The sequence below is a fragment of the Micromonospora sp. Llam0 genome (assembly GCF_003751085.1).
Lineage (GTDB): Bacteria > Actinomycetota > Actinomycetes > Mycobacteriales > Micromonosporaceae > Micromonospora_E.
Window position 1 is genome coordinate 4,658,172 of sequence record NZ_RJJY01000001.1, and the last position, 25,902, is coordinate 4,684,073.

Sequence of the window (25,902 nt, forward strand, 5' to 3'; positions counted from 1 at the left end):
TCCTCCCGGATCGTCGTTCCGACGGCACACCGGCACCCCGTCGTCGGCTTGGCGACACCGTCTGACCACGTCGGGTGATATGCCCTGGACGAAACGGGACAGCGGTTCATCCGGTACCCGGGGGGACAGCGGTCCATGCGCGCACGTACTACCGTTTCCGGTGTCCGCCATGCGTCCGGAAGGGGGCCGCCGCATGCGCCGCAAGGCGACCGTCGCGACCACACTGCTACTCGCCGTCACCGCGCTGACCAGCTGTTCCTCCGACGACGGGCCGGACGCCACGGTCGCCGCCTTCATCGACGGCTGGCACTCCGGTGACCTCACCGACATCGGTTTCATCACCCCGGCCGGCGAACGAGTACCCGCCACCGACGTCACCGAGGAGCTGACCGCCCTCTCCGGCGATCTGAAGGACACGCCGCCGACGCTGCGCCCGGACGGCGACGCCGAGGTGACCGAGGACATCGCGACCGCCACCATCGCCGTCGAATGGACGCTCCCTGGCGACGTACGGTGGAGCTACCCGACGTCTGTCCGGCTACGCCGGGGCGCCGACGACGCCTGGCAGATCATCTGGGAGCCGGCGATCGTCCACGAACGGCTCGGCAGCGGCGACCAGTTGGCGCTGAACCGGCTCGCCCCGCCACGCGGCGCCATCCTCGACGGGGCCGGGCAGCCGATCGTCGCGCCGCGCGCCGTGGTGGTCGTCGGCGTTCAGCCCAGCGAGGTCGACGACCCGGCCGCCCTGGCTGACCAGCTCGACGCCGCGTTCCGGGCGATCCGACCGGCGATCAGCCCGCCGGTCGACGTCTCCGGGCTGGCGGACCGGCTCGACGAGGCGAAGCCGGACGCCTTCGTCGAGGTGGTCACCCTGCGCGAGGAGGCGTACGAGCAGATCCGGGACCGGATCTATGAGCTGCCCGGCACCATGTTCCGCCGGCAGGAGTGGGACCTGGCGCCGACCCGGGAGTTCGCCCGCGCGCTGCTCGGCACCGTCGACCCGGTGCAGCGGCAGGACATGGAGGCGCACCCCGGCCGGTACGAGGTCGGCGATCTGGTCGGCCACGGCGGCCTGCAGGGCGGGTACGAGGAGCGGCTGCGCGGCGTACCCGGGTATTCGGTGCAGATCGTCGGCACCGCCCCGGACGGCAGCGTCTCCGGCGACGAGGTGGTGTTCCGTGCCGATGCCCAGCCGGGCGAGCCGGTGCGGACCACGCTGGACACGGCCGTGCAGACCGCCGCCGACGCCGCGCTGGCCGACGAGGAGCAGCGCGCCGCGCTGGTGGCGGTGCGGGTCAGCGACGGCGCGCTGGTCGCCGTCGCCAACGGCCCCGACGGTGGTACGGAGAACCTGGCGTTGACCGCGCAGGTCCCACCCGGCTCCACGTTCAAGATGGTCAGCGCGCTCGGCCTGCTCGAAGCCGGCGCGGTCGACCCGGACGCGCCGGTCGATTGTCCGAAGACGGCCACCGTCGACGGGCGTTCGTTCACCAACTCCGACGGCTTCGAGCTGGGCCGGGTGCCGTTCCGGACCGCCTTCGCCGAGTCGTGCAACACCACCTTCGTCGAACTGGCCCCGCAGCTGGAGGCGGACGGGCTGGCCGAGGCGGGCCGGCTGCTCGGTCTGGAGGGCGAGTGGCGGCTCGGTGTGTCCGCGTTCACCGGCGCGGTCTCCACCGGTGGCCCGCCGGCGGAACGGGCCGCCGCCGCCTTCGGCCAGGGCACCACGCTGGTCAGCCCGGTGGCGATGGCCGGCGCCACCGCTGCGGTCGCCCGGGGGCAGTGGCGCCAGCCGACGCTGATCGTCGATCCCGCGCCGCCGTCGGCGGTGCCGGACGGCCCGCAGTTGGACCCGGCGGCGGTGCAGGCGCTGCGGACGATGATGCGTGAGGTGGTCACCGACGGCACCGGGCAGGCGTTGCGGGACGTGCCGGGCGAGCCGGTGCACGGCAAGACCGGCACGGCCGAGTACGACGACGACCCGGCGAACACGCACGCCTGGTTCATCGGCTGGCAGGGCGACCTGGCCTTCGCCGTTTTCGTCGAGCAGGGCGGGTCCGGCTCAGGCCAGGCGGTCCCGATCGCCGAGCGGTTCCTGCGCGGGCTCACCACCGGCTGACACCAGACTTCTATGCCTTCGGTTCGGTTGCTATGGCGTGTCGGACACTGCCGCGACGCCTCTCCTGGAGGAGACGACGAAGGTCGGTCAGATGCCCGGCTTCGATGACGAGATCACGCACCTGTTCGGGGTGGTTGGCGAGCAGGGTGAGAGCCGAACTGAAGTCCGGCTCAGGATGCCGTCGGCAGTAGGAGAACGAGCCGATGAGTTGCACCGACCTGCGGAGGATGTCACGTAGTGGTGTCCGGAGTTGGACCTGAGGGTGGTAGGCGTTCTGGACCACGATGCTGCCACCGTCGCGTACAAGGTGCAACGCCAGCTCAAGCGGTGCGGCATCGGCGCCCGTGGCGGCGTCAACGACGCTATCGAACGCTTGCGCCGGTAGTTGTGACGACGGTCGGAACGCTGCTGGGATGGCGCGCATGATGGCCGCGCTTGGTCGTGTCCCGGCCCGGTGCACGATGGTGACCGCATGGCCCAGAGTGGATGCGTAAAGGGCTGTGAGCAGACCGACTGCGCCGGCGCCGATGACGGCCAGGTTGGCGTTGGCGTGTGTGAGGTTGCAGCGGATTCCGTGGATTGCTACGGCTGCTGGGTCGGCGAGTACCGCGTGGAGCGGATCGAGGCCGGCGGGGATGGGGTGGAGGTTGGCTGCGGGTGCTGCCATCTGCTCGGCGAAGCCGCCTGGCTTGTCCCAGCCGATGCGGAGCAGCTGTAGGCATAGGTGGCTGTCGCCTGCCGTGCAGCGCTGGCAGTCTCCGCACGGCACCAGCGGGTCGACCGCGACGATGCGGCCGTCGGTGTCGGCTCCGACGACCTCGTGCCCGGGTCGCCACGGGTCCGGCAGTGTGAAGTCGCCGGGACACAGCAACTTGGGTGTGTCGCTGCCGCAAATCCCTGCGTACCGGGTCTGGATGATGCTCTCACCGGTGCGGGGCACAGGTGGATCAACCTCGTTGAGGTCGAGGACCATGGCGCGGACTTCCCATGCTCTCACCGGTTGCCTACCAGGCGCGCCGGAAGCTGTTCAACGCCATCGATTGCGGGACCGGACCATGGTGCTACGCCGAATGCGAGGCCATCCGGGCTGCCGCGGCGCCGGACTGCGATGGCGGTCATGCCGGCGGCAAGCGCGCCGTTCAGCTCGTCGCCGCCTCCATCTCCGACATACCAGGTATGTGGGGCCAGCACTCCAAGTTTGCCGCAGATGCGGGAGTAGAGTCGCTGGTCCGGTTTGGTGTGGCCGGCGGTGCAGCTGAACAGCACGACGTCGATGGCGGCGCTGAGCGGGCTGACGCGCCACGTGTCGGCGATCTCGGCGGTGGCGTCGCTGACAACTCCTAGCCGCAGACCGTTGCCGCGTAGGCGGTTCAGCGTCCGGACAACGGTGGCGTCGGGTTCCAGCCGGGTACGCCCGAGCGCGCGCAGCTCGTTCTCGACCCGTCCATGCGCGCGGGCGCGCCCACCCACGGCTCGCAGGAGGTGTTCGGCGAGTTCCGAGACGGTAGGCAGGGTTCCGTCGTGACGGACGTGCCAGGTCGACCGGAGGTAGCCCTCCACGGCCCGGCTGGGGCAATCGATGGCTTCGGAGAGCCGGCTGGCCGCCTGGGTCCGTTCGGCGGGCGTGGGAGCGTTTACAAGGGTGCCGAACAGGTCGAACACGACCGCGATTGGTGTCAGGTCAGCTGGTGGCGATGCGGGCGAGCTTGCGGCCGACCTTGAGGTATAGATGGTGGTCACGCGTCACCCCGTCGATTCTGTCCTTGAGTACCGTGGCGAGCGGTTCCCGGACCTCGTCGGGAGTGAGGTTGACCTGTTCCTGGCCGGTGTCGGTTTCGACCACCAGCCGCAGTCCCTGCTGCTGCGCGATCCGGCTGATTTCCTTGTTGCTCTTGGCGAAGCCGAGCGCCTTGACCGTCTCGACGATGGGCTGGCCGAGGTCGCTGATCGTCGGGAGGGACTCGACCTCGGCGAAGGTGCGCTTGGAGAACCGGGCCGTGAACTCATCGCGGGCGGTCATCGCGACGTCCACGCCGTGGACCGCTGCGGTGACTTCACCGGCAAGGATCTTCTTGAGGTCCATGGGATGCAGCGACCCCTCATTCAACCGCTGCTCGGCGGTGGCCAGCTCGGGATCGCGCCACTCGCTGAGCGCCCGGAAGTACGGTGGTACCAGCCGGTCCGGCACCGACATCAGCTTGCCGAAGATCTCACCCGCTGCGGCTGCGACCGGGACGTAATTTCCTTTGGACTTGGACATCTTGGCGCCGGTGCCATCGGTGCCCTCGATCAGCGAGGTGGCGACCACCAGCTCCGAGGTCTGGCCGCAGATCTCCATCACCTTGCGGCACATCTGCATGTTCAGGAACTGGTCGATGCCGCCGACTTCCAGATCGCAGTTGATCTCGACTGAATCCAGGGCCATGACCACCGAGTAGAGCAGCTCGGCCAGCGACAGGCCCTTGCCGGCCTCCAGCCGTTGGCGGAAGTCCTCGCGCTGCAACGGCATGGACACCGGGATCTGGGCGGTGATCTCGATCAGCTGCGGCAGCTTGACTTCCCGTAACCAGTCGCCGTTGTAACGGAACTTGGCGCGGGTGAAGTCGAAGAACGGCGTGACCTGCTGCTGGTAGGTAGCCAGGTTGCGGGCGATATCCGCGTCGGTCAGCGCGGGTCGCTCATCGGACCGGCCGGAGGGGTCACCGATCTTGGCGGTCACGTCCCCGACGATGAACACCACCTGATGACCCATGCGCTGGAAGCGGCTCAGGACGAGCATCGGCACCGCATGACCCAGATGCACCTCGGCCCCGGTCGGGTCGATGCCGAACTTCGCGATAAACGGGCGCCCCTTCGTACTGGCGTCGGTGATCCGGGCCGCCAGTGCGCCGGTCGAGGGTTGCAGCTGCTGGGACCGCTCGGCGATGAGAATGGCCTGCTCGGTCGGCGACAGATCCGAAAGGTCCATACTGCGGCGTTGGTGGGTCAGCTCCAGCAGCTCCCGCACATGCGCGTCAGCGCCAAGGTCAGCGCTTGCCAGCAGTGCGGTGGCCCGGTCAACGGACTCGCTCAGTCGGGTCATCTCATCGTCTTTCATAGCAGGGTCGAGGGCGATCGTAACGGACTGTTTTAGCCGGTTGCTCCTGGTTATCGCGGCCAGGACTCGATCAAGCTGGTCAGGTAGTCGGCGAACGTGACGACCTCGTGGCGCCAGGTCTTGCTTCCTTCCTGGCAGTGTTGGTACAGGTCGATCATGGCCGGGCCATCGTAGCGTGGGGTTTGGCACATCAGCTGGTAGGTTGCCGACTGCTCAGGTACGGGCGGTTCCTCGGCAAGTAGCCGGCGGACTTCCTCCGCCGGCGTGGTTACGTCGATCGCCGAGCCGGGGATGCTCTTGGAGAACTTGGGGTGGCCGCCGAAGCCTCGGACCATGCGGGTGTAGATGGCAGTGAGGGCGAAGTCGCCCCGCAGCGGTACGTGTTCGTCGAACCGCGCGGCAGCCTGCTGGGCGAACCGCACATACCGATGTTCGTCCACGCCCAGCATTACCATGACGGCGTCGTGGTGCTGGCCGAGGCTTACGAAGTCGGCGGCCATCAGACTCAAGGACAGCACCCGCCGGAACGTCATCGTGGTGTCCACCAGCCCGCGGGCGGCGTAGTAGCCGTGGTTGTCTTCCTCCGCCGCGTCGAAGTCGCCCTGGTCCACGTACCTTCCCAGTAGATACATGCCCTCCAGCGCGGGAAGGTAGCCCACCTGGCAGCGCACAGTGCCGGCCTGGTCCTCGAAGCCCAGACGTACGCAGTACTCGCGGAACCGGTCGGCGAGGTCACGAACTTCGGCATAGGGCTTGGCCTTGCCGTTGTAAGCATCAAGGTCGCCGAGCACGATCTGGCATCGCTCACCGCTGCGCTGGAACTCGATCATCTTGAGGATGTGTGTCACGGTCGCCAGGTGAGGCAGGCCCGACATACCGAAGCCAGTGGTGACGATGCGCCGTTCGGGCGCGGTACGCAGGTACTGCACCGCATCGTGGTGGCATAGGTAGCGGGTGTTGAGCGTGACAGCGTCCATGCCGGCCAGGTTGAAATCGAACCGTTGAAGGTCGAATGACGTGTAGCCAAAATCCGCCAGGACTCGCTGATAGTAGGATTCGGAGAACAGCACCGGCGTGCTCACGCTGACGCCTCCGTTCTGGTGTGATCGGTCCGGGCAGTCCGCCGCTGGGTGGCGGCCAGGCGGCGCTTTTGGTCTGCCTGGAGACGGTAGGAGCGGCTGAGACCGAGGAGTTGGTCGGGCGTCGCCCAGCGCGGCGGCTGCGCGGCGAGGTCCGTCAGCCGAGTGGCGACGTCCTCGTAGACGCCGGCCAGGTACTTGGAGAAGACGCCCGGTGTCCGGCGGTCGGTCATGCTTTCGGCGTGGACCCGATAGCGGGTGAGGAGATCAGGAAGCCGGACGCCGTGCCCGAGGTCTGCCAGCACGTGGAAAAGCAGCTCATTGGTCACGGGCAACAGGTCGCGGGCAGCGGATGTCCGGACCAGGAGCGTACTGGTGGAGCCGCCTGGGTGGCTGCCTTCCGCGAATGCCCGCCCGTCAGCGTCGATTACATGCTCAGCGTGCTGTATGAACAGCAGGTCGGGGTCGCGCAGGTGGGGCGCCACCGTACGAAGTTTGCTGGGGACGAAGGAATCGTCGGCGTCAAGCGGGGCGAACCAGTCGCCCGATGCCTCGCGTACGGCCCGAGTCAGAGTCGCGGCGAAGCCCTGGTGACGCTGGTTGACGATCCGGACGTTCCGGAATTCCTCATACAGCGCAGGGCTGGCGTCGGTCGAGCCGTCGTCAACAATGACGACCTCGGCCAGCTCGTACTCGTCGGGCTCCTGAGCCAGCGCGCTGGCGACTGCTTCGCCGACGTATCGCTCGTAGTTGTGGTTGAGGATCACGATTGAGACCGTGGGAAGTCTCATGTTCCGCTCCTGGCCGAGGCGTTGCCGTAGAGCAGGCTTAAGGCCGCCAACGTCGCGGCGTGCTCACGCCGCCGGTGTTCGGCAAACCGGTGAGGGTCGGGAGACTGCCATCCATTCTGGATGACCTGGTGCGCCTCCTGCATCGCCGTCAGCAACCGCGCACCATACTCGAACCGTGCGCCGTCGGACCAGTCGAACCAGATCGGCTCGTCCACCAGCGGCCGGTGGACAGCAACCTGGTCCGGCAGGTAACCGACCCGCGCCGCCACCGGCAGCACACCTAAATCGAAGGCCAGCTCCAGCTGGCCGGAGTGGCTTACCCACCGGTACGGCAGGATCAAGCAGTCCGCCTCGGCGACTACCTCGGCTACCTCGTCGTCACTCGGGAACGGCAACACCTCTACCTGGAGGCGAGGATCGGCACTGTGTTCGCGTATTCCCCGCCACGCATTAGCATCATCGGCGAGGCTGGCTCGCGACGGTGCACGTAGCAGCAGGTGCAGCACGGAGTCTCGCAGGTGACGGGCGAACCGCCAGCAGTGCAGCACCAGCTCGACATCCCGGTTGGGGCGCAACGAACCGTAGATCAGGAAGCGAGTTGGTCCGGGCTGGCGTGGCACCACCCGCCCTGCGGTCCCGGGCATCGCCACGTATCCGTGCGGGACAAGCGCCGTACGGCTGCGAAACCGCCGCCGGATCTCCGCCTGTCCAGCCGGTGTGAGGCACACAAACGGCACGTGGTGGTCAGCAAGCACACGACCTCGCCGGTGATGGGTTGCCAGGTCGGAGAACACCGGCGACACGTCGTGGGCGGTATACACCACCTGCTTGCCGGCGCGGCGGCAGTGCGCCAGCAGCATCACCAGGTCATGGACCGGCTCGAAATCCAAGTGGTGTAGGTGAACAGCATCGAGCAGATCCCATGGGTGGTTCCGCAACAGCCACGCCAGAGTAGCGTCGCGAGGAACATCCAGCCCGCTGACGCTGGTGCCGTTGAGCGGTTGGATGGTCTCCAGGCACCGCAGCTTCCGCGCGTAGGGGGTTCGCCCCGGCACGTGTACCACTCTGGTAGGCGCCACGGTCGGTCACCTCCGGCCGACACGGAGCACGACAAGCTGTGTCGTCAGGCCACCATCGGCGTCGTCGCTCCTGGTCAGGTCGAACCGCTCCACCTGCACCGGGAAGCTCTCGGCAAAGGCGCGGAACTCCCTGCAGGTCCACTCCCGCACATGCGACGGATTGAACGGCGGGCCGAGGTGTTCGGCCCCGGCACGCTTGTCACGCGCGGGCGTCGACAGAACCGCACGAGCGGCACCCGTTTCCAGAAGCCAGCAGATCAGCCGCATCGCCGGTCGGGGGTCGATTAGGTGCTCCAGCACGTCTGAGCACAGCACGACCGACCGTTCGATCGTGGCAGGCGCCAGCGGCAGGGTCATCGCCGACTCCAGGTCGGCCTCCAGCCAGCGCCCACACTGGTGGTTCTCGCGGCACCAGGCGATGTTGGGTCCGATGTCAACACCCACGACCTGTAGGCCGGGCTCCTGGACGGCCAGCCCGGCGAGCTTGCCGGCTCGCCCACAGCCAAGATCGATGACCACATCCCTGCCGTGTTTCCGCGCCAACGCCAGGAGCTCTGGGTAGACATCGGGCTGCCAGGTGACACCGGACGACTCGTCGTCCACGAAGTACTCTGGCTCGGTCCGCTCGATGTATCCGCGCGTCAAGTAGTGCAAACCCGCGTCTAGCGCCATCACGCGCCCCTCATCTTGACAGTTCGTGCCCGGCTCAGGTTTGCCAGCGCCGCACCACTGCGCAGGATGTCATCCGCGACCGCCATTCCGGCCGACGGCGATGCGGCTATACCGCTCCGCACCAGCAGGTAGCCCGCGTTAGCGGCGACCATGACTCTGTGCTCACGTAGTCCGCCGCCGGCAAGCAGGTCGCCGACGCGCTCGATCGCCTCGCCCCGACCGGACGGTTGTGGTATGTCGATCCCGGCGGCGCCAACCAGCTCGTGCGCTGGTTGCCTCCGGACCAGGCCGGGCCGCCCCTGCCACACGCGGCACGAGAGCACATGACCTACTGGCGCGATCTCGTCCAGATACTCGCCTGTGGGAAGTCGGCTGGACAGCACCTCCACCTGGTCCATGCCGAACTCGCCAAGGACCGAAGCAGCCACATCTACCCGTGGGTGTGAGAGTCCAAAGACGGTAATGTCACCGCGCACGGGGCTCGCCAGCGGCGCAAGTCCGAACGAGAACGGGTTCGGTGCATGGAAGCGTCCACCGTACAGCCCGTCAAGCAGCGGAATCTCCGGTTCGATCGCGACGAACGCAATCCCGGACGCCGCCAGGGAATCCCGGACACTTTCCGCGGTGCGACACTCCGGCAAACCGAGCGCGTGTACCAGCTCCCGAGAGCCCAGCGCGGACGATGTGGCTGCGGAGCCAACCTTGATGATCTGCGCACCGGCGGCGGCAGCCACCAACGCGGCGGGCGTCGAGACATTCAAGGTCCGGCGTCCCTTCTTGCCGCTTCCGGCGAGCGTCAGCACGGGCCGCCCAGCACCCCTCACCTCCTGCGGGGGTGGCCGTCTATCCAGGCTCAAGGCGCTACGCAGAAACGCGACGACATCACCGACGCGGGGCCCACCCGCCATCAGGGCGGTCATGAGCGTACCGAGGACGATATCCCGGGCCGGTGGTCGCAGATCGGTGATGCTGTTAAATCCCTCAGCGAGGTCCTCCGGCTTCGGGCGCACCCCCACCGCGATCTCCATCAGCGTCTTACGCAGGCTCTTCGGGAGCGACTGTGGCTGATCGGAGGCGCTCTCGTCGGCCACAGCAACGTCTGCGGTGACTCCTACCTGGTTCTCGGCCTCCACTAGCACCCGACACCTCCGAAGGGAGCAATCGCGCGAGGTGAGGGCCATACCACAGGTCTCGCGCTCCGCGACGATGACTAACACTGTGTGTCTGATCCAGGGTCCGACACAAGTCGATATCTGCACAGGCCCGCCGCGGGAGTTCATCATGGACCCCCATCATGTCGGCATGACGAGGAGCCGGTGTCAGATCATCGGTAGCGCTGCCAGCGGGTGCTGTGGTCCCCGGCCAGACTGGTGCGCAGTCGATGGGCGAGCTGTTCGGCAACCTCGGGCCGCCCTGGCAGGTTCGCGATGACGCTGGTGAGAAGCTGCAACTCGCGAATGCTGCTCAGTACCTGCCAGGCCGGGCGTGCGGTCACGTCCAACCCGTAGGCTTCGGCGAAGGCCGCGTAGGTGCGGGGGTCGTCGCCGAACCGGACCGCCCCATGCGCGGCCGGAGTGAGATCCCACTCGGGAGGCCCGAGCGCGGTGGTGTCGAGATCCCCCATGATCACCTCGCCGCTCGGAGCGCGCAGAAGGTTGGCGGCGTGAGCGTCGCCGTGGATTACCGCCTCCGGCAGAGTCCACTCCACGGTCGTCAGGTCGATGGCGAGCTGATCACACCGGTCGCCGAGCCGATCCAGGATCGCCGCTAGCGGCGTGCCAACCGCCTGGGTCGCCCAGCATTGGAGAAACGCCAGCTCAGCTCCACTTTTCGTGCTCGTTTCGGCCAGGCGACACCGGACCGTGCCGAGCACGTCCCAACGCGGCAGCGAGGTCGGCGCGCCGGTCAACGAGTGTAGTCGCCGCAGCGGTCCTGCCAGGTCAGCCGGGCTAAACCTGTGCGCGGGCGGTTGCTCCAACAGGATCCATACCGTCGCTGACCAACCATCCGCGTGTATCGGTTGAGGTACGTCCGGTGCCAGCCGCACGACCGGCAGGTCCAGCTTCGCCAGCGCGACCGCTACCTGCGCGACGCGAGCCACCTGCGCGGCAGCGTTCGGACCACTTCGCATCCGGACGACCACGCCAGCGGCGGGCAGTCGGTAGACCGCGTTCATGGTGTAGCGCACCAGTTCCGCGCCGGCCGGGTCCAGGTCGGCGGACCGGCACACGGCGGCCAGCCCAGCCGCCAGCCGGCACTGCTCCTCGTCGCTCAGCTTCGTACCCACCGCTGCTTAGGCTAGCCGCAGCAGCGCTACAGCGCCGCAAGGTCGCTGATGCGCTCGATCAGAGCGGCGATGCCGGACTGTCGGGCGTGTGGTCTCGCCAGCTCCGCGACCTCGCTGAGCCGGTCCACCGCGCGCACGGATGCGATCTCCTTGGCGCGGTCCACCGCCAGGTTCCCGTTGCGTTCGGCGTGCTCCATCTGTCCGTCGAGCAGGTAGGCGCCCGCCAGAGAGATCGCATCGAAGGTGCGGCTGCGTGCCTCACCGGGTTGGCGATGCGCGAATGCGGCTTCGCCGCGGCCAATCGCCACTGGTGCATACTTGGGCCGGTGCTCCTCGTAGACGGCGAGGCTGTTGTAGATCACCGATGCGATGCCGTCGATGTCGGCGGGGGCGAGGAAGAACTTTGCCCATGACGGCACCTCATCGGTGTCCACGCGGCCACGTTCGCCCTCCGCGCGTGCCAGGGCGTCAGCGACCCGGTCGTCGGCGCCAAGCATGGCGTAGGCCCACGCCTCATTGGCGTGCAGCACCGCCACAGCAGCAAGGCACCCGGAGTCCTGGGCCACGATCTGGCCAAGCTGCCACAGTGTGAGAGCCTCACGAGCTCGCTGCTGGTGGATCGAGACCCGGCCGAGCCGGTAGAACGCACCCGCGATGAGCACGAGGTCATCGATCTGGCGAGCAAGGGCCAGCCCGGCGGTCAGATACCTCCGCGCCTCCGCGTGATCTCCAAGATCGTGACACGCCCACCCGGCCACCTGGTACATGTCCGACAGTGCCGCCTTCAGCTCCCGCTCGGTCTGCTCACCGTCGAAGCGGCTGCGCAGCATGCCGCGAGCCCAGCTCAGGTAGGCCACAGCCGACTCGCGACACGCCCCGCCGCCAAGGTCCGCATCGAACCTGCGGTGCCGCTCACTCAGCTCCCGCAGCACCTGCACATGCGCCGCCGTGACCAGCCCTGGCACGTCGGCGGCTGGCGACGGAGGTAGCGCCGGTAGCATCCGCTCCAAGTCATGCGGCGGTGCACCCACCGCCAACGCCGCCAACGCTCCCGTGAAGTCGGCGTAGGCGCTCGGGTCCGGTAATCGCTGGTTGTTACGCATGTCCGGTAGCACCATGGCATTGGCATCGGCGTAGGCCAAGCCAAGTAGCCCTCGGTCGATCTCGAACCCGGCCGCGATACGCTCCAAGACCTCGTAGGAAGTCACCTGCTGAGTACCCAGGCAGATGGCTCGCACCCTGGTCTCGCTCAATCCGGCGGCTGAGGCGATAGCAGCCCTGCTCCAACCCCGAGTCTTCAAATACCGAAACAGGCCCGTGATGCACTGACCTAAACTTTGGTCGTTTTGTGGGTAATAGCGCCGGTTTCGGGGTGGGTGTGGGTCGGGTGCGGGACGTGAAGAAGCTCCTGGTAGGACATGGATTGACTAGATCAACATGTTCCAACCAGGAGCTTCGGTGTCGAATTCTGCCATGCTGTCCGCCAGCGCGGTGCGACAGGCCGCCGATCAGCGGGAGACGCTGCGGGCAGCGGTGATCGCCGGGCCCGCCGGTGTCGGGACCCTCGACGAGCAGGTGACCGGCCGGTTGTGGCCACTCCTGGCCGATGCCGCACTGATCGAACGGGCGCGGGCCACGGTCGGGCACGTCGACGCCCGGCGGCGGGTGCTGACCGGAGCGGTCACGGTGATGATCGTGCTCGGGCTGTGCCTGTTCCGGCGGGAGAGCACATCGGTGGTGACCGCACGGGTGACCTCACGGCTCCCCCGGACCCGGGTGGAGGGCGCACCGACCGCCGCGGCGGTGTCGAAAGCCCGGGGCAGACTCCCCGCAGCGGTGCACCAGCGGGTGTTCACCGACGCCGCCCGGTCCACACCGACGTTCGGGCCCGAGTCGTACGCGTTCGGTCTGCTGGTCACCGCGATCGACGGCACCGTGTTCGACCTGGCCGACACGACACGGACACGGGCCGGGTTCACCACCCCGACCGGCGGCCGGTTCCCCCAGGCCCGGATGGTCGCCCTGGTCGCCTGCGGCACCCGCTGGATCCTCGCCGCCCGCATCGCCTCCTCCGGGACCAGCGAACAGGCCCTCGCCGACGACCTGATCGGCGAACTCCAACCCGGCACCATCAACCTCGCCGACCGGGGCTTCTTCTCCATGGACCGCTGGACGCGGGCGGCCGCCACCGGGGCGCACCTGCTGTGGCGGGTCAAGAACGGCGCCCGGAGCCTGCCCGCCCGACTGGTCGAGGTCCTCCCCGACGGCTCCGCGCTCGTGCAACTCGCCGAGTCCGACGCGATGCTGTCCCGCCGCCGCACCACCCGCGCCGACCGCACCCTGCCCCGACTCCGTCCGACACTCGCCCGTCTGGTCGAGTTCACCGTCACCACCCGCGACCGCGCCGGCCGCACCACCCACAGCCGCTACCGCGTCCTGACCACCCTGCTCGACCACCACCGTCACCCCGCCACCACACTCGCCGCGCTCTACGCCGAACGATGGCAGATCGAACTCACCTACGGACGACTGAAGACCACCCTGCGGGGACCCCGCACCCGACCACGCGGACACACCCCCGAACTCGCCTACCAGGAACTCTGGGCGCTACTGACCGTCTACAACGCCCTCGTCCGACTCGCCGTGACCACCGCCGTCGACCTGAACATCGACCCCGACGCGGTCAGCTTCGCCACCGTCCTCGCCCTGACCCGCGCACACCTCGCAAGCCAGGACCCCGCACCCTGCGTCAACTGCGGACACGACGACCCCGACCCCACCACCACCCTGCTCACCGCGATCGCCGCCCAACCCCACAACCGACACACCCGCACCCGCACCGGCCCCCGCACCAAACGACAACGACGAACACAACGCACCCGCGACGTCACCTACGAGATAACCATCACCCAGACCGACCTACCCAAAGCCAGCAAAACGGCCAAAGTTTAGGTCAGTGGCCCGTGATGTCACGTTCGCGGAGGATGTCCGGCATCGGGCGGCCGTCGAGCCCGCCCGTGCGCCACCACTGGGGATCCACTTGCCGTAGGGGTGCCATGCCGTCCTCGTTGCGCCGGCTTCATCGCATCGTGTGTATGGCGAAGCGTAGCGTCACCGCAACCCGACCGCAAACCGAAAGTAGTCATCACGAGCATGAACCAACCTGGTGTCTGTACGCGATTCAGACGGCCCGGATCAGCCCTGATCCTGCCGAGGCCGACACCGTCGGGCCGCTGTTCCGAGCGCATCAGGCGCCGGAGGGGTCCATCATAGACCCCCGGTGTGGGCTGGGGCTAGCACCCAAACTACGGAACAGTCGATCGCGACCGACGCCACGACCGTCACGTGCAGAAGCGACCATAGGAGGCGGACGCGATGCGGTGGCTCCGAATGCGGCCCCGACAGCCGCCGAATGGCGATTCCAGCGACCGGCTGCCGAGCGGCTACCACCGAAGCGGGGCAGACATCACCCTCGGCCAAAAACGGTGTCGAACGGCTGACCCGATCGATGCCGAGAAGGCAGACGGCAAGGTTCACGCCGAAACTCGTGATGCCTTGCGGGAGCCGACCCAACTCCTTCCACTCATGGATTCGGTGCTGATGACTCCGGCCGCGCGGTGGCGGGCTTTCGGGGGACGGTCGTGATCAGCGGTGCGATGCGTCTGTGCTACGTGAACTGCGGTCCGGTCCGGACGCGGCTGGCACGATCCGACGTACATACGGTCTCCTGGCCGACGCCATGACTGCTCGCCACTATGACGGTGACCGTTCGGGGGTGGCCAAGGCGATGGATCAGGTGGCCTGCGACCCGAACCGCGCTGCGGCGGCCTGCGGGCTGCTGGTGGGGTTGCAGACCACCATGCCGGGGATGAGCGCGGCAGCACGCGATCGAGATCGCCGGACCAGCCGCGCCACTTGTCTCGAACGACGGAAGAAACGGAGGTGGCCAGTGATGAGCCATGTTCTGGCCAGGGTGACACTCGAGCCGGATCGGTGGTGGCGGGGCTGGCTGGACGGCCCGCTGATCGTCGATGTGACCGGGTCGACTCGTACGTGGACTCGGCCGGGGCTGTCTGGGCGGTGGTAGAGGGCTGGCGCCATCTCCCGCCCGGTGTCCGCCGGTGGTCCCGCGACCTGGTACACCCCGCCGCACTGCCACCGGAGCTGCTTGCTACCGGCTGACGTGATGTCAACCCCGAGTGCCACGTCATGATCGGCGCCGGGGTCGATGACCGCCTGAGCTGGGCGCGGGGCACAGGGCTGGACGTCAATGAAGGAGGTGAGGACGACGGGCGCGCCAACAGCGAACCCGTTGGACCGTGACCGGGTGCCGGCGGCCGACAGCTACCAGCCGGGCGACCCGGTGTGGGTCCACCGGCATGGCGAATGGAACTCCGGCATGGTCCGTGAGGCATCGGGTAGGGCGGTCCTGGTCGACTACCACCGCCCCGGTCAGCGCGGGTCGCTGACCGACACGGTGTTGAACCTGTATGTGATGCGGCGGGACGATCCTGACCCGCTACTCGACACCCACCCGCCCCACGCCATCCCGTACACGCAGGCGGATCAGGATGCTGCTGGTGGTGCACCATCAATGACGGGCAGTTAGGTCCCCGGCGAAAGTCCACCCGAAGCGGTGGCGCCGACAACTGTGTCATGCCCAGACACCGACCCCTGACTTCGGAACTACTCGTCTGGAGTACCAACGCTTCGTACCCGAGGCCATCAAGCTCAACGCCACCGCCACCGGCCTCATCACACAGCTGCTCCGGCGGGAACGCCGCAGCGACACGCCAGGGCTACGAGCCCTCGCCAATCGGGCAGGAGTACCGGACTCGTGACTGAGGCCCCCGTCGTCCTGCTCGTCATATGCGCCGCACCGCCGGCCGCCCAGGTGGCCGAACTGGCTGAACAACTCCGTAGCAACGGCTGGGACGTGTATTCCGTCATGACCGAGGCCGCTGGCGCATGGGTCGACACCGAATCCCTTGAGCGGGCCACCGGCCACCCCGTGAAACGCGAACCGCGCGGACCGCAGGAACCAAAGTCGCTGCCGAGGGCCGACGCCGTCGTCGTCGCACCCGCCACCTTCAACACGATCAACCAGTGGGCCGCCGGCACCAACAACACGGCGGCGTTGGGCATCCTCAACGAGGCGTTGGGGGCGGGTATCCCAGTCATCGCCTCGCCGTACGCCAAGGCGGTGCTCGCCGCCCACCCAGCCTTCGGCCGCAGCATCGAACTGCTCGCCGGTGCTGGCGTTCGCTTCACTGCCACCGACGCCCTGCGGCCGGCCGTGCCGGACGGACCATTCCAGTGGGAAGCCGTGCTCGACCTACTGACAACGCACGACCGCGACTGACTCAGTCTTCGGGAGGGGCGGGCGCTTCGGTGGGCGTCGGCTGCGGTGTCGGGTCGGTGGAATCCGCAGTAGCGGGCCGTGGGGACGGCGCCGGTCGCCGTAGCCGTCCCGGATTGGTCGCCCCACGCGGCGCGATCCGGTCGGCGATCGTCAATGTCACCGGCGGGACCGGTGGCACCGCAGGTCGCAGCGCCGCCACCGCCGGAGCGTCCGGCTCGGCCGAGGTGGCAGCGGTCGGGTCGACAGCCGGAGCTGTCGCCTCCGCCGGATCCGGGGTGGGGGCCGCCGGCTGCGCGGTCGGCGACGGCGACGCCTCCGGGACCGGCGACGGCGGTGCCGTGGCCGGGTCGCCGACGGGCCGGTCGGCGTGCACCGGTCGCAGACCGGCCACCAGGGTCGAGACGATGTCGGCGGCGTAGCTGCCGTCCGGGTCGTAGTCGGGGTCGAAGACGGTCAATTCGACGCCGAGGCAGTGCGGGGTGTCGACCAGGTCCGCGAGCAGCAGCTCCAGCTCAGCGAAGGCGATGCCGCCCGGATCCGGCGCGTCGACCGCCGGCATCACCGCCGGGTCGAGCACGTCCACATCGACATGTACCCAGTAGCCGGCGCAGTCGGCCAGCTGGTCACGGGCCCACTGGGCGCTGCGCGCCGCCCCCTCCGCACGCAGCTCCGGCACTGGTCGGGTGACGATACCGGCCGCCTGCAGATCCAGCCGGTACTCGTCCTGGGCCCGGATGCCGAGCACCACGACGTCGATGTCGCGAAAGTACGGCCGGCGACCCTCGATCCCCGCCAGATCCGGCTGCCCCCGCCCGGTGACCAGGGCCAGCCCTTCACCCGCCGCCGCGCCGACGTAGGAGGCGTTGCCGGGATGCCGGAAGTCGGAGTGCCCGTCGACGTAGACCAGCCCGATCCGCCCACCGACCGCTTCGCCGAGCCGGTGCATCGCCAGCGCCCCGCCGAGCAGGATCGAGCAGTCGCCGCCCAGCACCACCGGGAACTCCCCGGCGTCGATGACGGCACCGATCCGCCCGGCGAGGGCGAGCGTGTACGCCGAGATCGACCCGGCGTGGCAGACCCCGTCACCGGGACGCCAGTCCGCCGGGTCGTACCGGGGCGGGGTCAGGCACCCGGCGTCGCGGGCGCCGAGCCGACCCACCAGCTGATGGTCCCGCAGTGCGCCGGGCGCTTTCGCGCAGCCCGGCACCGACGTCCCGGTCGGCGGTCGCAGACCGAGATTCGACGGTGCGTCCAGTACGGCGATCCGGCGCATCGACGGGGCTCAGAACAGTGCGCTGGCCAGCGCCCGGCGGGCCCTGGTCACCGCCGGGTCGTCCGGACCGGCCATGGTGAACAGCGACACCAGGTGTTTGCGGACGGTCTCCCGGTCGTCACCGGCGCTGCGCCGGACCAGGTCGATCAACCGCTGGTACGCCTGCTCCGCCTGACCGCCGAGCACCTCCACGTCGGCGGCGAGCAGCTGGGCCGGTACGTCGTCGGGTGCCGACGCCGCCGCGTCGAGCGCGGCCGCCGGCTGCACCCCCTGCACCCGGCGGGCCAGGGCGACCTGGGCCAGCCCGGCCTCGGCGGCGATGTCCGCCGGCGCCTCGTTGAGGATCTTCCGGTAGGCCTGCTCGGCGGCGTCCAGGTCGCCCATCATCAGCGCCTCGTCGGCGGCGTTGAGCAGCGGATTCTCCGGCTCCTCGACGGTGACGCCGCCGGCTTTGAGTACGGCGCCGATCCACTGCCGCAGCTGGGCCTCCGGCACCACACCGGCGAACGCGTCGACCGGCTGGCCGCCGACGACGGCGTACACCATGGGGATGCTCTGCACCCGGAACATCTGCGCCAGGCGCTGGTTGCTGTCGACGTCGATCTTGGCCAGCGTCCAGGCACCGCCGCCCTCGGCCGCTAGTCGCTCCAGCAGCGGCGACAGTTGCTTACAGGGCTCGCACCACTCGGCCCAGAAGTCGATGACCACCGGTGTGGTCATCGAACGTTCGAGAACCTCGGTCTGGAAGGTCGCCTCGGTGACGTCGATGACGGCACCGGCTGCCGCCGGTGCGCCGGCCGCCGGACCGCCACCGGCCCGGGTCGGGGTCCCGGCCGGCCGGTTCCCGCCGGCCGGCGCTGCGCTGCGCAGCGAGCTGAGGTCTACCGCGCCGCGAGTGAAAATCGACGGGGTGGTACGTGGGTCGCTCATGGTTACCTAGTCTCGCACGCGCAGGGCGCGTCCCAACGCCAGCGCCACCGCCCCGAACAGCAGCATGACGCCGATCACGGGGAGCAGCACGGCGACCGGCCGGGGCCAGCGCACCGGTGCCAGCGGGACCGCCTCCTCGACGGTGACCGGCAGGTAGCTGCCGCTCAGCCACCAGGCGAGCAGCGCACCGCCGAGCCCGGTCGCCGCGGCCAGCAGCACCGCGGGCAGACCGCTCCAGCGCAGCGAGCCGGCCGCCGACCGGGACGGCAGTCCCTGGGTCCGCAACGCCGTCAGGTCCTCGGCACGACGGCGCCGTTCGACCATGGCCAGCAGCACCATCCCGGAGCCGGCGAGGATCACCGCCAGGGCGGCGGCGAGCAGGTGGAACCAGATCGCCAGGGCCGGTGCCTGCCGGTCCAACCCGGCCCGGATCTGCTCCGGGGTGAACTCGCCGGTGACGGTGAGCCCGGCCGCGTCCAGCCGTTCGGCGATGTCGGCCGGTGCCCGGGGACCGAGCCAGACCTGGGCCGTTTCGAGCCCGGTCTTCTCGGGCACCGCGCGTACCGCGTACTCCATGTCGACCAGGAAGCCGCGGTCGCCCAACACCGGCAGCGCCGGAACCGGGTCGGCGTCGGACGTCAACTGCGCACCGGTGGGCAGCAGCGCCGTGGTCGGGTTCAGCCCGGGCGGCCGGTCGTCGGCCAGGGCGGTCACCGCCGGCAGCGGGTACGGCGTGTCGGCCGGCAGCGCCCACGGGTCGGGGGCGGCCCCACCGGCGAGCAGCCGCAGTCCGTCCGGACCGGCCTCGGACGGGTCACCGGACGGATCACGCCAGCGCTGTTCGTCGGTGAGCTCCGCCGGCCCGAGCAGCTGGTCCCCGCCGACAGAGAGGTCGGTGAGGGTCACCTCACGGACCCGCTGGTCGACCTCGGTGTCCGGGTCGACCGCACCGGCGGTGCCCGGTTCGAGCCGGACGGACAGCCCAGCGAGCTGGCATCCGTCGGCGCAATCGACCGGAATCCGGTAGGTGTGTCGTCCCAGCCGGGCGAACGTGGCCTCGGCCGCCGCGCCCCCCGACGTCGACCGCAGGTGGACGGTGAACCGCACATCATCGGCCGGACCGGTGCCCGGCGGGTCGGGCTGCCCCGGGTCACCTGGCGGGTCGGGCTGCCCCGGGTCGGCGTCGACGACGACCAGGTCCACCGAGATCTCCGTCCCGTCGACGGTGATCGGCGCGGTGGCGGCCGGTCGGCGCAGCGCCTCGGCGACGTCAGCGGGGCCAGCCGGGCCGAACTCGGGTCGCCATCGAGCGGTTGCGGCCAGCGCCGACGAGTCGGCGAGCAGCGCCGGGGCGTCCGCGTCGGTATCGGCGAAGCCGACCGCCATCGCGTACTCGCCGGTCGGGTCGACCGACCGGACGGCCGTCAGCAGCGTGCCGGCGTCGACGGGCAGCAGGGTCAGTACCCGGTCCGCGCCGCTGCGCACCTCGGCCAACGCCGCCCGCGACTGGCGGGCCACGTCGAACGCGATGGCCGCGTAGCCGGTCAGCACCACGGTGACGGTGAGCAGGGTGAACAGCCGTTGGCTGGCCGGTTGCCGGGCCAGGTGCAGCAGCCCCAGCGCCGGGCCGAGCCGGCCCCGGCGCAGCGCGACCGCGCCGAGCTGGCCGGTCAGCGGTGCCACCACCCGTGCCGCCAGCAACGCCACGGTGACCCCGATCAACGCCGGCACCAGCAGCGACACGCCGATCAGCTGGCTGTCGAACAGCCGCAGCTGCGCCACGGCGACCACGGTCAGGGCCACCATCACCGTCTCCGCCAGCAACGACGTCCAGAGTCGGGACCGGGCCGGCACCCGGCGCAGCAGGTCAGCGACCGGGCTGGCCAGCTCCCGGCGCTGGGCGGCCAGCACGGCGAGCAGCGCACCGACGAAGGTGGCGCAGCCGGCCAGCACCGCCGCGACCGAGGTGACCGGGGCGAACCGGCCCTCCTCCAGTCGCAGGCCGGCGAGCAGCCCGACGGCGACCGAGCCGAGCAGGTAGCCGACCGGCGCGCCGAGGGCGATGGCGGCCGCCGGCTCGCCGGCGGCCAGCGTCCACCGGGTCCGCCGGGGGATCCCGCGCAGCGCGATCAGGCCCAGCTCGGTACGGCGGGCCGCGGTGCCGGCGGCGACCGCGACGAAGACGACGAACAGGCAGAGGACCACCAGCGGGACGGCCGCGACCGGCACCACCTGCCGGGTCAGCGCCTGGGCCGACGAGATCCGCTCCAGCAGCGGTCCGACGTCGTCGGACAGGTAGACGTACCCGGCACCGTCGGCGCGGACCTGCTCGGCGAGCCTGGCCAACTGCTCATCGAGCGCCGCCAGCCGGTCCGGTCCCAACGCGTCGGCCTCGGCCAGCGCGTCCACCCCCCGGTAGTCGCTGCCCCGGTCCATGGCGTCGACGACGTACCGGCTGGTGAATACCGGTTCGCGGTAGGCGTCCAGGGCGCCGGGTACGAAGTACGGCGTCCGGCCCCAGTAGAGCACATCCGGGTCCACCGGTTCGTAGACACCCACGACGGTGATTTCGGCCGGCGCCCCACCCGGGCGGTAGATGCGCTGCGGCGGGACGTACTCGGCCCAGGTGATGGTGACCGAGGTGCCGGGTGCCAGGTCCAGCCGTCGGGCCGTGTCCGCCCCGATCACGACTTCGTTCGGCGACATCAGACAACGCCCGGCGACCATCCGCAGGTTGGCGCAGACGTCCTCGCGAAAGACCAGGTAGGAGATGTCGGTGGCGACGGGCTCCAGCCCGAGCATCGGCATCTGCACGGTGTAGACGGTGCGGAAGCCGGGCAGGTCGAGCACGGCACCGGTGACCGCCAGGAGGCCGGCTTCCTCGCCGGGTAGCACGTCGGGGATGGACAGGCTGACCGTGCGGTCACCACGGTCGGCCGCGTCGAGCTCCGCCGCCACGACGGCCCGGTCGGCGGCGGCCAGGTACGCCGGGCCGGTCACCGCGGCGGCGGTGGCGAACGCGCTCAGCAGGAAGACGACCAGCGCCTGCCCGCGCCGGGCGGCGAGCATCGACAGCAGCAGCGAGATCATCCGACGTCTCCGTCCCGGTCCCGGTCGCCGGGCCGGGTCAGCTCGGCCGGCGGACCAACCCGGGAATTGGCCGGCGGACCAACCGGCGGGGCGACCCGCAAGTCGACGGCCCGGACCAGCCGGGCACCGGCGAACGCGGCCGCCGCACCGAGCGCCCCTGCCGCGACGAGCACGCTGACCAGCAACGGGACGGCCTGCGGACCGATCCGCAGCGGCAGTGCGGCCCAGTTGTCGACGAAGATCGGCATCGCCTGCCGGATCGGCAGTTGGGCGAGCACGGTGGCCACCAGGCCGACGACCACCGCGAACGCCACGGCGACGGCGTACCCGCCGTAGGCGATCCAGGTGACGGCGCGGGCCGGTAGCCCCTGCGCCCGCAGAGCGGCCAGCTCGGCGGCCCGGTCGTCGCGTTCCACCGCGGCGACCACCGCCAGCGCCCCGGCCGCCAGCAGCAGCCCGATCAGTCCGGCGGCCAACTGGAACCGCAGCGCCGATGGCGGACCCTGGCGGCCGAGCTGCTCGATCACCGCCGCCCGGGAGTCGGTGCCGATGATGGTCAGCCCTTCGGCGGTGAGCCGGTCGGTCAGCTCCCCGGGCGCGTCGGGGGCGAGCCAGACCTGCGGCACGTCGCCGGTACCGGCTCCGTCGGCCAGCCGGTCGGCCAGTTCCAGGTCGACCAGGTAGCCCCGCTGCCGGGCCTGCGGCAACGCGGCGGCCACCGACACGTACCGCACCGGCAGTTCGGCACCGCCGAACACGGCGAGCCGTGGCTCGCCCGGGACGTCCGGGGCGAGCTCCGGCCCGGAGCGCACCACCGGCACCGGTACCGGAGCGTCGATCGGATGGATCCGGGTGGACCGCTCCCGGTACACCCCGCCCGGCGGCGGGGTGGTGAGGGTCACGCCGCCCGGCCCGGCGCTGATCCGGGGGCCGAGGGCACCACCGGCGACCGCGCCGCGCCAGTTTCCGATGTCGCCGAGGTACGCCGCGTCCAGCCGGGGTGTGGTGGCACCGGCCAGATCGTGCAGGGTGATCGTGAGATCGGGTTCGGCCAGCACCGGTACGCCGTTCCAGGCCGGTTGGACCAGTTCGAGTGACGCCAGTCGGCAGCCGTCCGGGCCGCATCCGGTCACCGTGGCGGGGTGCTCGGCACGGTCGGTGCCGAGCGGGCCGAAGACCACCTGCACCGGGTCTCCGGTTGGGTCGACCAGGTGCGCGACGACGCTGACCGGTACCTCGTCCGGCCCGGCGGCGGTCAGGACCAGGGGTCCGTCGCCGACCCGGACCTCGCTGACCGGCGGGGTGAGCGCGGCGGCGACCTCGGCGGCTGCTTGGCCGTAGCCGGGATGCCAGGCGGCGACCTGGGCGAACCGGGAGGCGTCGACGGCGAGCACGTACTGGGCCGACCCGGGATTGTTGCCGACCACCGCCATCGCGTACCGGCCGGACGGGTCGGCGGCACGGACCGCGGCCAGCAGGTGGACTCGGCTGCGGGCCTGCACGGTGAGCACCTGGTCGGCGCCGGTGGCGTGGGTGGCCCGGACGGCCCGCGCGGAGACCGACTCGCTCCAGCCGCCGATCGCGGTGCCGAGCAGCGCCACCCCGACGGTGAGAAGGGCGACAAGCCGCGCGGTCCCCGGCCGGCGCGCCAGGTGCAGCGCGGCCAGCGCGGCGGGCAGCCGACCGGCGCGCAGCAGGGCCGCCGCGGCCCGGCCGGCCACCGGGGTGGCCGCCCGGCCGGCGATCAGCGCGATCGCCAGGGCCAGCAACGCCGGGGCGAGCAGCACCAGAGCACCGGCCTCGTCCGGCTCAGCCGCGCCGACGTACGCCTGGTAGAGCCCGGCCCCGGCGACGGCCACCGCGATCAGGTCGACGACATCGGCCCGCCAGCCGCGCTGCCGGGCCGGGACGTGCCGGAGCAGGTCCACCACTCCGGCTCGGGCGTTGCGCAGGTCGGCGGCGATCGCGGCGACCAGCGCACCGGCGACGGCGGTGCCAGTCGCGGCGAGGGCGAGCCGCGCGGCGGAGCCGACCTGCTCCGGGTCCGGGCCGGCACCGGCGAGCAGCCGGGCGGCCACCAGGCCGGCGGCGGCACCGACCAGCGCGCCGACGATCATCGGCAGCCCGCTCTGGCCCACCGTGAGCAGCCACACCCGCCATCGGGCACCGCCGCGCAGTTTGACCAGTCCCAGGTCACGGCGGCGGTGTTCGGCGGTGTGCCGGACGGCGAAGAACAGGGCGAACCAGGACAGCAGCAGCAGTTGCCCGGCGGCGACGGCGACACCGAGCTCGACCAGTTGGCGGTGGCGGGCGATCTGGTCCACCAGGATCGCCGCATCGGTGCGGACCTGCCAACGGCCGACGACGCCACCACCGTCGGAGCGGCGGACCTCGGTGGCCAGGTCGACCCCGGCGAGGTAGGCGGCGGCCGGCAGCACCAGGTGGTAGGCGGCGAAGAGGTTGTCCGCCGGTACGGCGGCCAGGGTGCCGGCGGTGGCGAAGACCGGGTCACCGTTGTCGGCATCGGTACCGCCGCTGCCGAGGTCGTCGAACGCCCAGTACGGCTCGCCCGGATCGGTCACCTGGTAGGTCCCGGTGACGGTGAGAACGACCGGTGCGCTGCGGCTCGCCTGATGGGTGAACTGGTCGCCGACCCCGACGCCGAGCCGTTCGGCGCTGCGGGCGCTGAGCAACGCCTCGCCGGGGCGCTGCGGGCAGGTGCCGGTGACGGTCAGGTGTTCGCAGACCTGCTCCCGGTGCGCCAGGTTGGCCGCCAGCGCGGCCTGGCCGCTGGCGACGGTCCCGGTGCTCCACACCGAACTGCTCGCCGCCGCACCGGGGTAGCCGATCCGCTCGGCGCCGGCGTCCCGTGCCCGGTCGACCAGGTCGGCGCCGGTGGCGTCGAGCTCGGAGCGGTCCCCGGTGGCCGGATCGACCCGCTGGTCGGCGGCGACCTCGGCGGCGCTGGCGGCGACCCGTCCGGTGGCGCGGGCGGCCAGCAGGTTGGGGCCGGCCGCGTCGATCGCGGCCTCCGCGACGGTACGGGTGGTCGCCGCCGCGTACCAGGGGGCGGCGGTGGTGGCGGTGACCGCGAGGGCGGTGAGCACCAGCAGGGCGACGGCCTGGCCGGCCCGGGCCCGGACCGCGCCGACGAGCAGTGCGAACACTCAGACTCCTGTGCCGTCGACGCCGTCGGGCAGCAGACCGGGCGGGGCGGACCCGCCCACGACCAGGGTTACCGCGCCGTCGGCCTGGGCCACCCGCAGCAGGGTGCCGGGCGGGAAGTCGCCGAGCACCTCGGGCGGCAGCTGCACCGTACCGTCGCCGGCCACCACTGCGAAGTCCTCGCCGTCGCGGCCCTCGGCGCCGACCCGGCCGTCCCGGATGGTCACCGCCCGGCCGAGCCGGGCACCCACCTGCGCGTCGTGGGTCACCACCACGATCGTGGTCTCCCGTTCCCGGTTGATCGTCTCCAGCGCGTCGAGCACTTCGTCGCGGCCCCGGGTGTCGAGTTGACTGGTCGGTTCGTCGACCAGCAGCAGTCCGGGCGAGGCGGCGACGCCGACGGCGAGCGCGGCCCGCTGCCGGGCGCCCGGGGTCAGCTCGGCGAGCCGGTCATTGCCGCGGCCGGGCAACCCGACCAGGTCGAGGATGCGGTCCGGGTCGTCCAGGTCGATGCCGGCGGTGGCGGCGGCCCGCCGCTGGGCCAGCCAGACGTTGCGGCGTAACGTCGCGTACGGCAGCAGGTTGCGGGCGGCGCCCTGCAGCACCACGCCGATCTGGGTGCCCCGCAGCCGGGCGACCTCCCGGTCGGAGAGCTTGCCCAGGTCGTAGCTGCCGACGCTGACCCGGCCGGCGGACGGGCGCATCAGCCCGGCGAGCAGCGCCACCAGGGTCGACTTGCCGGAGCCGGACGGGCCCACCAGGGCGAGCATCTCCCCAGGGTTGATCCGCAGGTCGACACCGGAGAGCGCGACCACGTCGCCGGCCTCGCCCCGGTAGATCTGCACCACCCGTCGGCAACTCACCGCAAGTCCCGTCACGGCGTACTGCCTACCATGAATCCCCCGGGGTCCGCTGCCCCCGGTCGGCGGCCGGCACCGGGCCCGCCCAGGTCACGAAG

The 25,902-nt window shown here is 70.6% G+C and carries 19 protein-coding genes and 1 pseudogene; 5 read left to right on the forward strand and 15 right to left on the reverse strand.

Annotation, left to right across the window (positions count from 1 at the left end):
- The first annotated feature begins 193 nt into the window (after nucleotides 1-193).
- The gene (locus EDC02_RS20285; RefSeq protein ID WP_123603326.1) at nucleotides 194-2,119 is read left to right on the forward strand and encodes a penicillin-binding transpeptidase domain-containing protein; all 1,926 of its coding nucleotides are present in this window, start codon (nucleotides 194-196) and stop codon (nucleotides 2,117-2,119) included.
- Nucleotides 2,120-2,129: 10 nt separating this feature from the next.
- On the opposite strand, the gene EDC02_RS20290 is transcribed toward EDC02_RS20285, so the two are convergent.
- From EDC02_RS20290 to EDC02_RS39625, 6 genes are all read right to left on the reverse strand, one after another.
- Nucleotides 2,130-3,116: a zinc-binding dehydrogenase gene (locus EDC02_RS20290; RefSeq protein WP_148083528.1), complete on the reverse strand. Its 987-nt coding sequence runs from the start codon at nucleotides 3,114-3,116 to the stop codon at nucleotides 2,130-2,132.
- Nucleotides 3,113-3,781: an HAD family hydrolase gene (locus tag EDC02_RS20295; RefSeq protein WP_158632250.1), complete on the reverse strand. Its 669-nt coding sequence runs from the start codon at nucleotides 3,779-3,781 to the stop codon at nucleotides 3,113-3,115. Before EDC02_RS20295 ends, EDC02_RS20290 begins: the two co-directional genes overlap by 4 nt.
- A 19-nt stretch (nucleotides 3,782-3,800) precedes the next feature.
- Nucleotides 3,801-5,201 carry a tyrosine--tRNA ligase gene (gene tyrS / locus EDC02_RS20300; protein WP_123604977.1) on the reverse strand — a complete coding sequence of 467 codons (1,401 nt, stop codon included), beginning with the start codon at nucleotides 5,199-5,201 and terminating at the stop codon, nucleotides 3,801-3,803.
- 65 nt (nucleotides 5,202-5,266) lie between these two features.
- Complete coding sequence (locus EDC02_RS20305) at nucleotides 5,267-6,298, reverse strand: hypothetical protein (RefSeq protein WP_123603329.1); 1,032 nt, start codon at nucleotides 6,296-6,298, stop codon at nucleotides 5,267-5,269.
- The gene (locus EDC02_RS20310; protein ID WP_158632251.1) at nucleotides 6,295-7,062 is read right to left on the reverse strand and encodes a glycosyltransferase family A protein; all 768 of its coding nucleotides are present in this window, start codon (nucleotides 7,060-7,062) and stop codon (nucleotides 6,295-6,297) included. Before EDC02_RS20310 ends, EDC02_RS20305 begins: the two co-directional genes overlap by 4 nt.
- Before the next feature lie 20 nt (nucleotides 7,063-7,082).
- Nucleotides 7,083-7,730, reverse strand: a complete 648-nt coding sequence (locus tag EDC02_RS39625) for a glycosyltransferase family 4 protein (RefSeq protein ID WP_148083529.1) — start codon at nucleotides 7,728-7,730, stop codon at nucleotides 7,083-7,085.
- A gap of 93 nt (nucleotides 7,731-7,823) precedes the next feature.
- Between EDC02_RS39625 and EDC02_RS40325 the strand changes: the two genes are divergently transcribed.
- The gene (locus EDC02_RS40325; protein WP_158632252.1) at nucleotides 7,824-7,985 is read left to right on the forward strand and encodes a hypothetical protein; all 162 of its coding nucleotides are present in this window, start codon (nucleotides 7,824-7,826) and stop codon (nucleotides 7,983-7,985) included.
- Between the two features lie 186 nt (nucleotides 7,986-8,171).
- Here the strand turns inward: EDC02_RS40325 and EDC02_RS20320 are convergent, their stop codons facing one another.
- From EDC02_RS20320 to EDC02_RS20335, 4 genes are all read right to left on the reverse strand, one after another.
- A complete protein-coding gene (locus tag EDC02_RS20320) occupies nucleotides 8,172-8,837 on the reverse strand; it encodes a bifunctional 2-polyprenyl-6-hydroxyphenol methylase/3-demethylubiquinol 3-O-methyltransferase UbiG (protein ID WP_123604978.1) in 666 nt (221 codons plus the stop codon).
- Nucleotides 8,837-9,970 (reverse strand): hypothetical protein, encoded by a 1,134-nt coding sequence (locus EDC02_RS20325; protein WP_158632253.1) that lies wholly within the window; start codon nucleotides 9,968-9,970, stop codon nucleotides 8,837-8,839. Before EDC02_RS20325 ends, EDC02_RS20320 begins: the two co-directional genes overlap by 1 nt.
- A 191-nt stretch (nucleotides 9,971-10,161) precedes the next feature.
- Nucleotides 10,162-11,124: a phosphotransferase gene (locus tag EDC02_RS20330; RefSeq protein WP_123603333.1), complete on the reverse strand. Its 963-nt coding sequence runs from the start codon at nucleotides 11,122-11,124 to the stop codon at nucleotides 10,162-10,164.
- A 26-nt stretch (nucleotides 11,125-11,150) separates the two neighbouring features.
- Entirely contained in the window at nucleotides 11,151-12,425 is a 1,275-nt protein-coding gene (locus EDC02_RS20335; protein WP_255500463.1) for a helix-turn-helix transcriptional regulator, read from the reverse strand.
- Between the two features lie 157 nt (nucleotides 12,426-12,582).
- Here EDC02_RS20335 and EDC02_RS20340 point away from each other — a divergent pair, with 157 nt between their 5' ends.
- The 3 genes from EDC02_RS20340 to EDC02_RS20355 all read left to right on the forward strand — a co-directional run bounded on the left by EDC02_RS20340 (nucleotide 12,583) and on the right by EDC02_RS20355 (nucleotide 16,486).
- Nucleotides 12,583-14,076: an IS4 family transposase gene (locus EDC02_RS20340; protein ID WP_158632025.1), complete on the forward strand. Its 1,494-nt coding sequence runs from the start codon at nucleotides 12,583-12,585 to the stop codon at nucleotides 14,074-14,076.
- Between the two features lie 1,327 nt (nucleotides 14,077-15,403).
- Nucleotides 15,404-15,733, forward strand: a complete 330-nt coding sequence (locus tag EDC02_RS20345) for a hypothetical protein (protein WP_148083531.1) — start codon at nucleotides 15,404-15,406, stop codon at nucleotides 15,731-15,733.
- 228 nt (nucleotides 15,734-15,961) lie between these two features.
- Nucleotides 15,962-16,486, forward strand: coding sequence for a flavoprotein (locus EDC02_RS20355; RefSeq protein WP_123603336.1), 525 nt, complete (start codon nucleotides 15,962-15,964; stop codon nucleotides 16,484-16,486).
- A gap of 370 nt (nucleotides 16,487-16,856) precedes the next feature.
- Here the strand turns inward: EDC02_RS20355 and EDC02_RS20360 are convergent.
- The 5 genes and pseudogenes from EDC02_RS20360 to EDC02_RS20380 form a co-directional block, all read right to left on the reverse strand.
- Nucleotides 16,857-17,759, reverse strand: a pseudogene (locus EDC02_RS20360) (arginase family protein); the annotation flags it as partial.
- 9 nt (nucleotides 17,760-17,768) lie between these two features.
- Complete coding sequence (locus EDC02_RS20365; protein ID WP_123603337.1) at nucleotides 17,769-18,689, reverse strand: tetratricopeptide repeat protein; 921 nt, start codon at nucleotides 18,687-18,689, stop codon at nucleotides 17,769-17,771.
- Between the two features lie 6 nt (nucleotides 18,690-18,695).
- Nucleotides 18,696-21,779 (reverse strand): FtsX-like permease family protein, encoded by a 3,084-nt coding sequence (locus EDC02_RS20370; protein ID WP_123603338.1) that lies wholly within the window; start codon nucleotides 21,777-21,779, stop codon nucleotides 18,696-18,698.
- Nucleotides 21,776-24,946 (reverse strand): FtsX-like permease family protein, encoded by a 3,171-nt coding sequence (locus EDC02_RS20375; protein ID WP_123603339.1) that lies wholly within the window; start codon nucleotides 24,944-24,946, stop codon nucleotides 21,776-21,778. Before EDC02_RS20375 ends, EDC02_RS20370 begins: the two co-directional genes overlap by 4 nt.
- Complete coding sequence (locus EDC02_RS20380) at nucleotides 24,947-25,822, reverse strand: ABC transporter ATP-binding protein (RefSeq protein ID WP_123603340.1); 876 nt, start codon at nucleotides 25,820-25,822, stop codon at nucleotides 24,947-24,949. It lies immediately after the preceding gene.
- Nucleotides 25,823-25,902 lie beyond the last annotated feature (80 nt).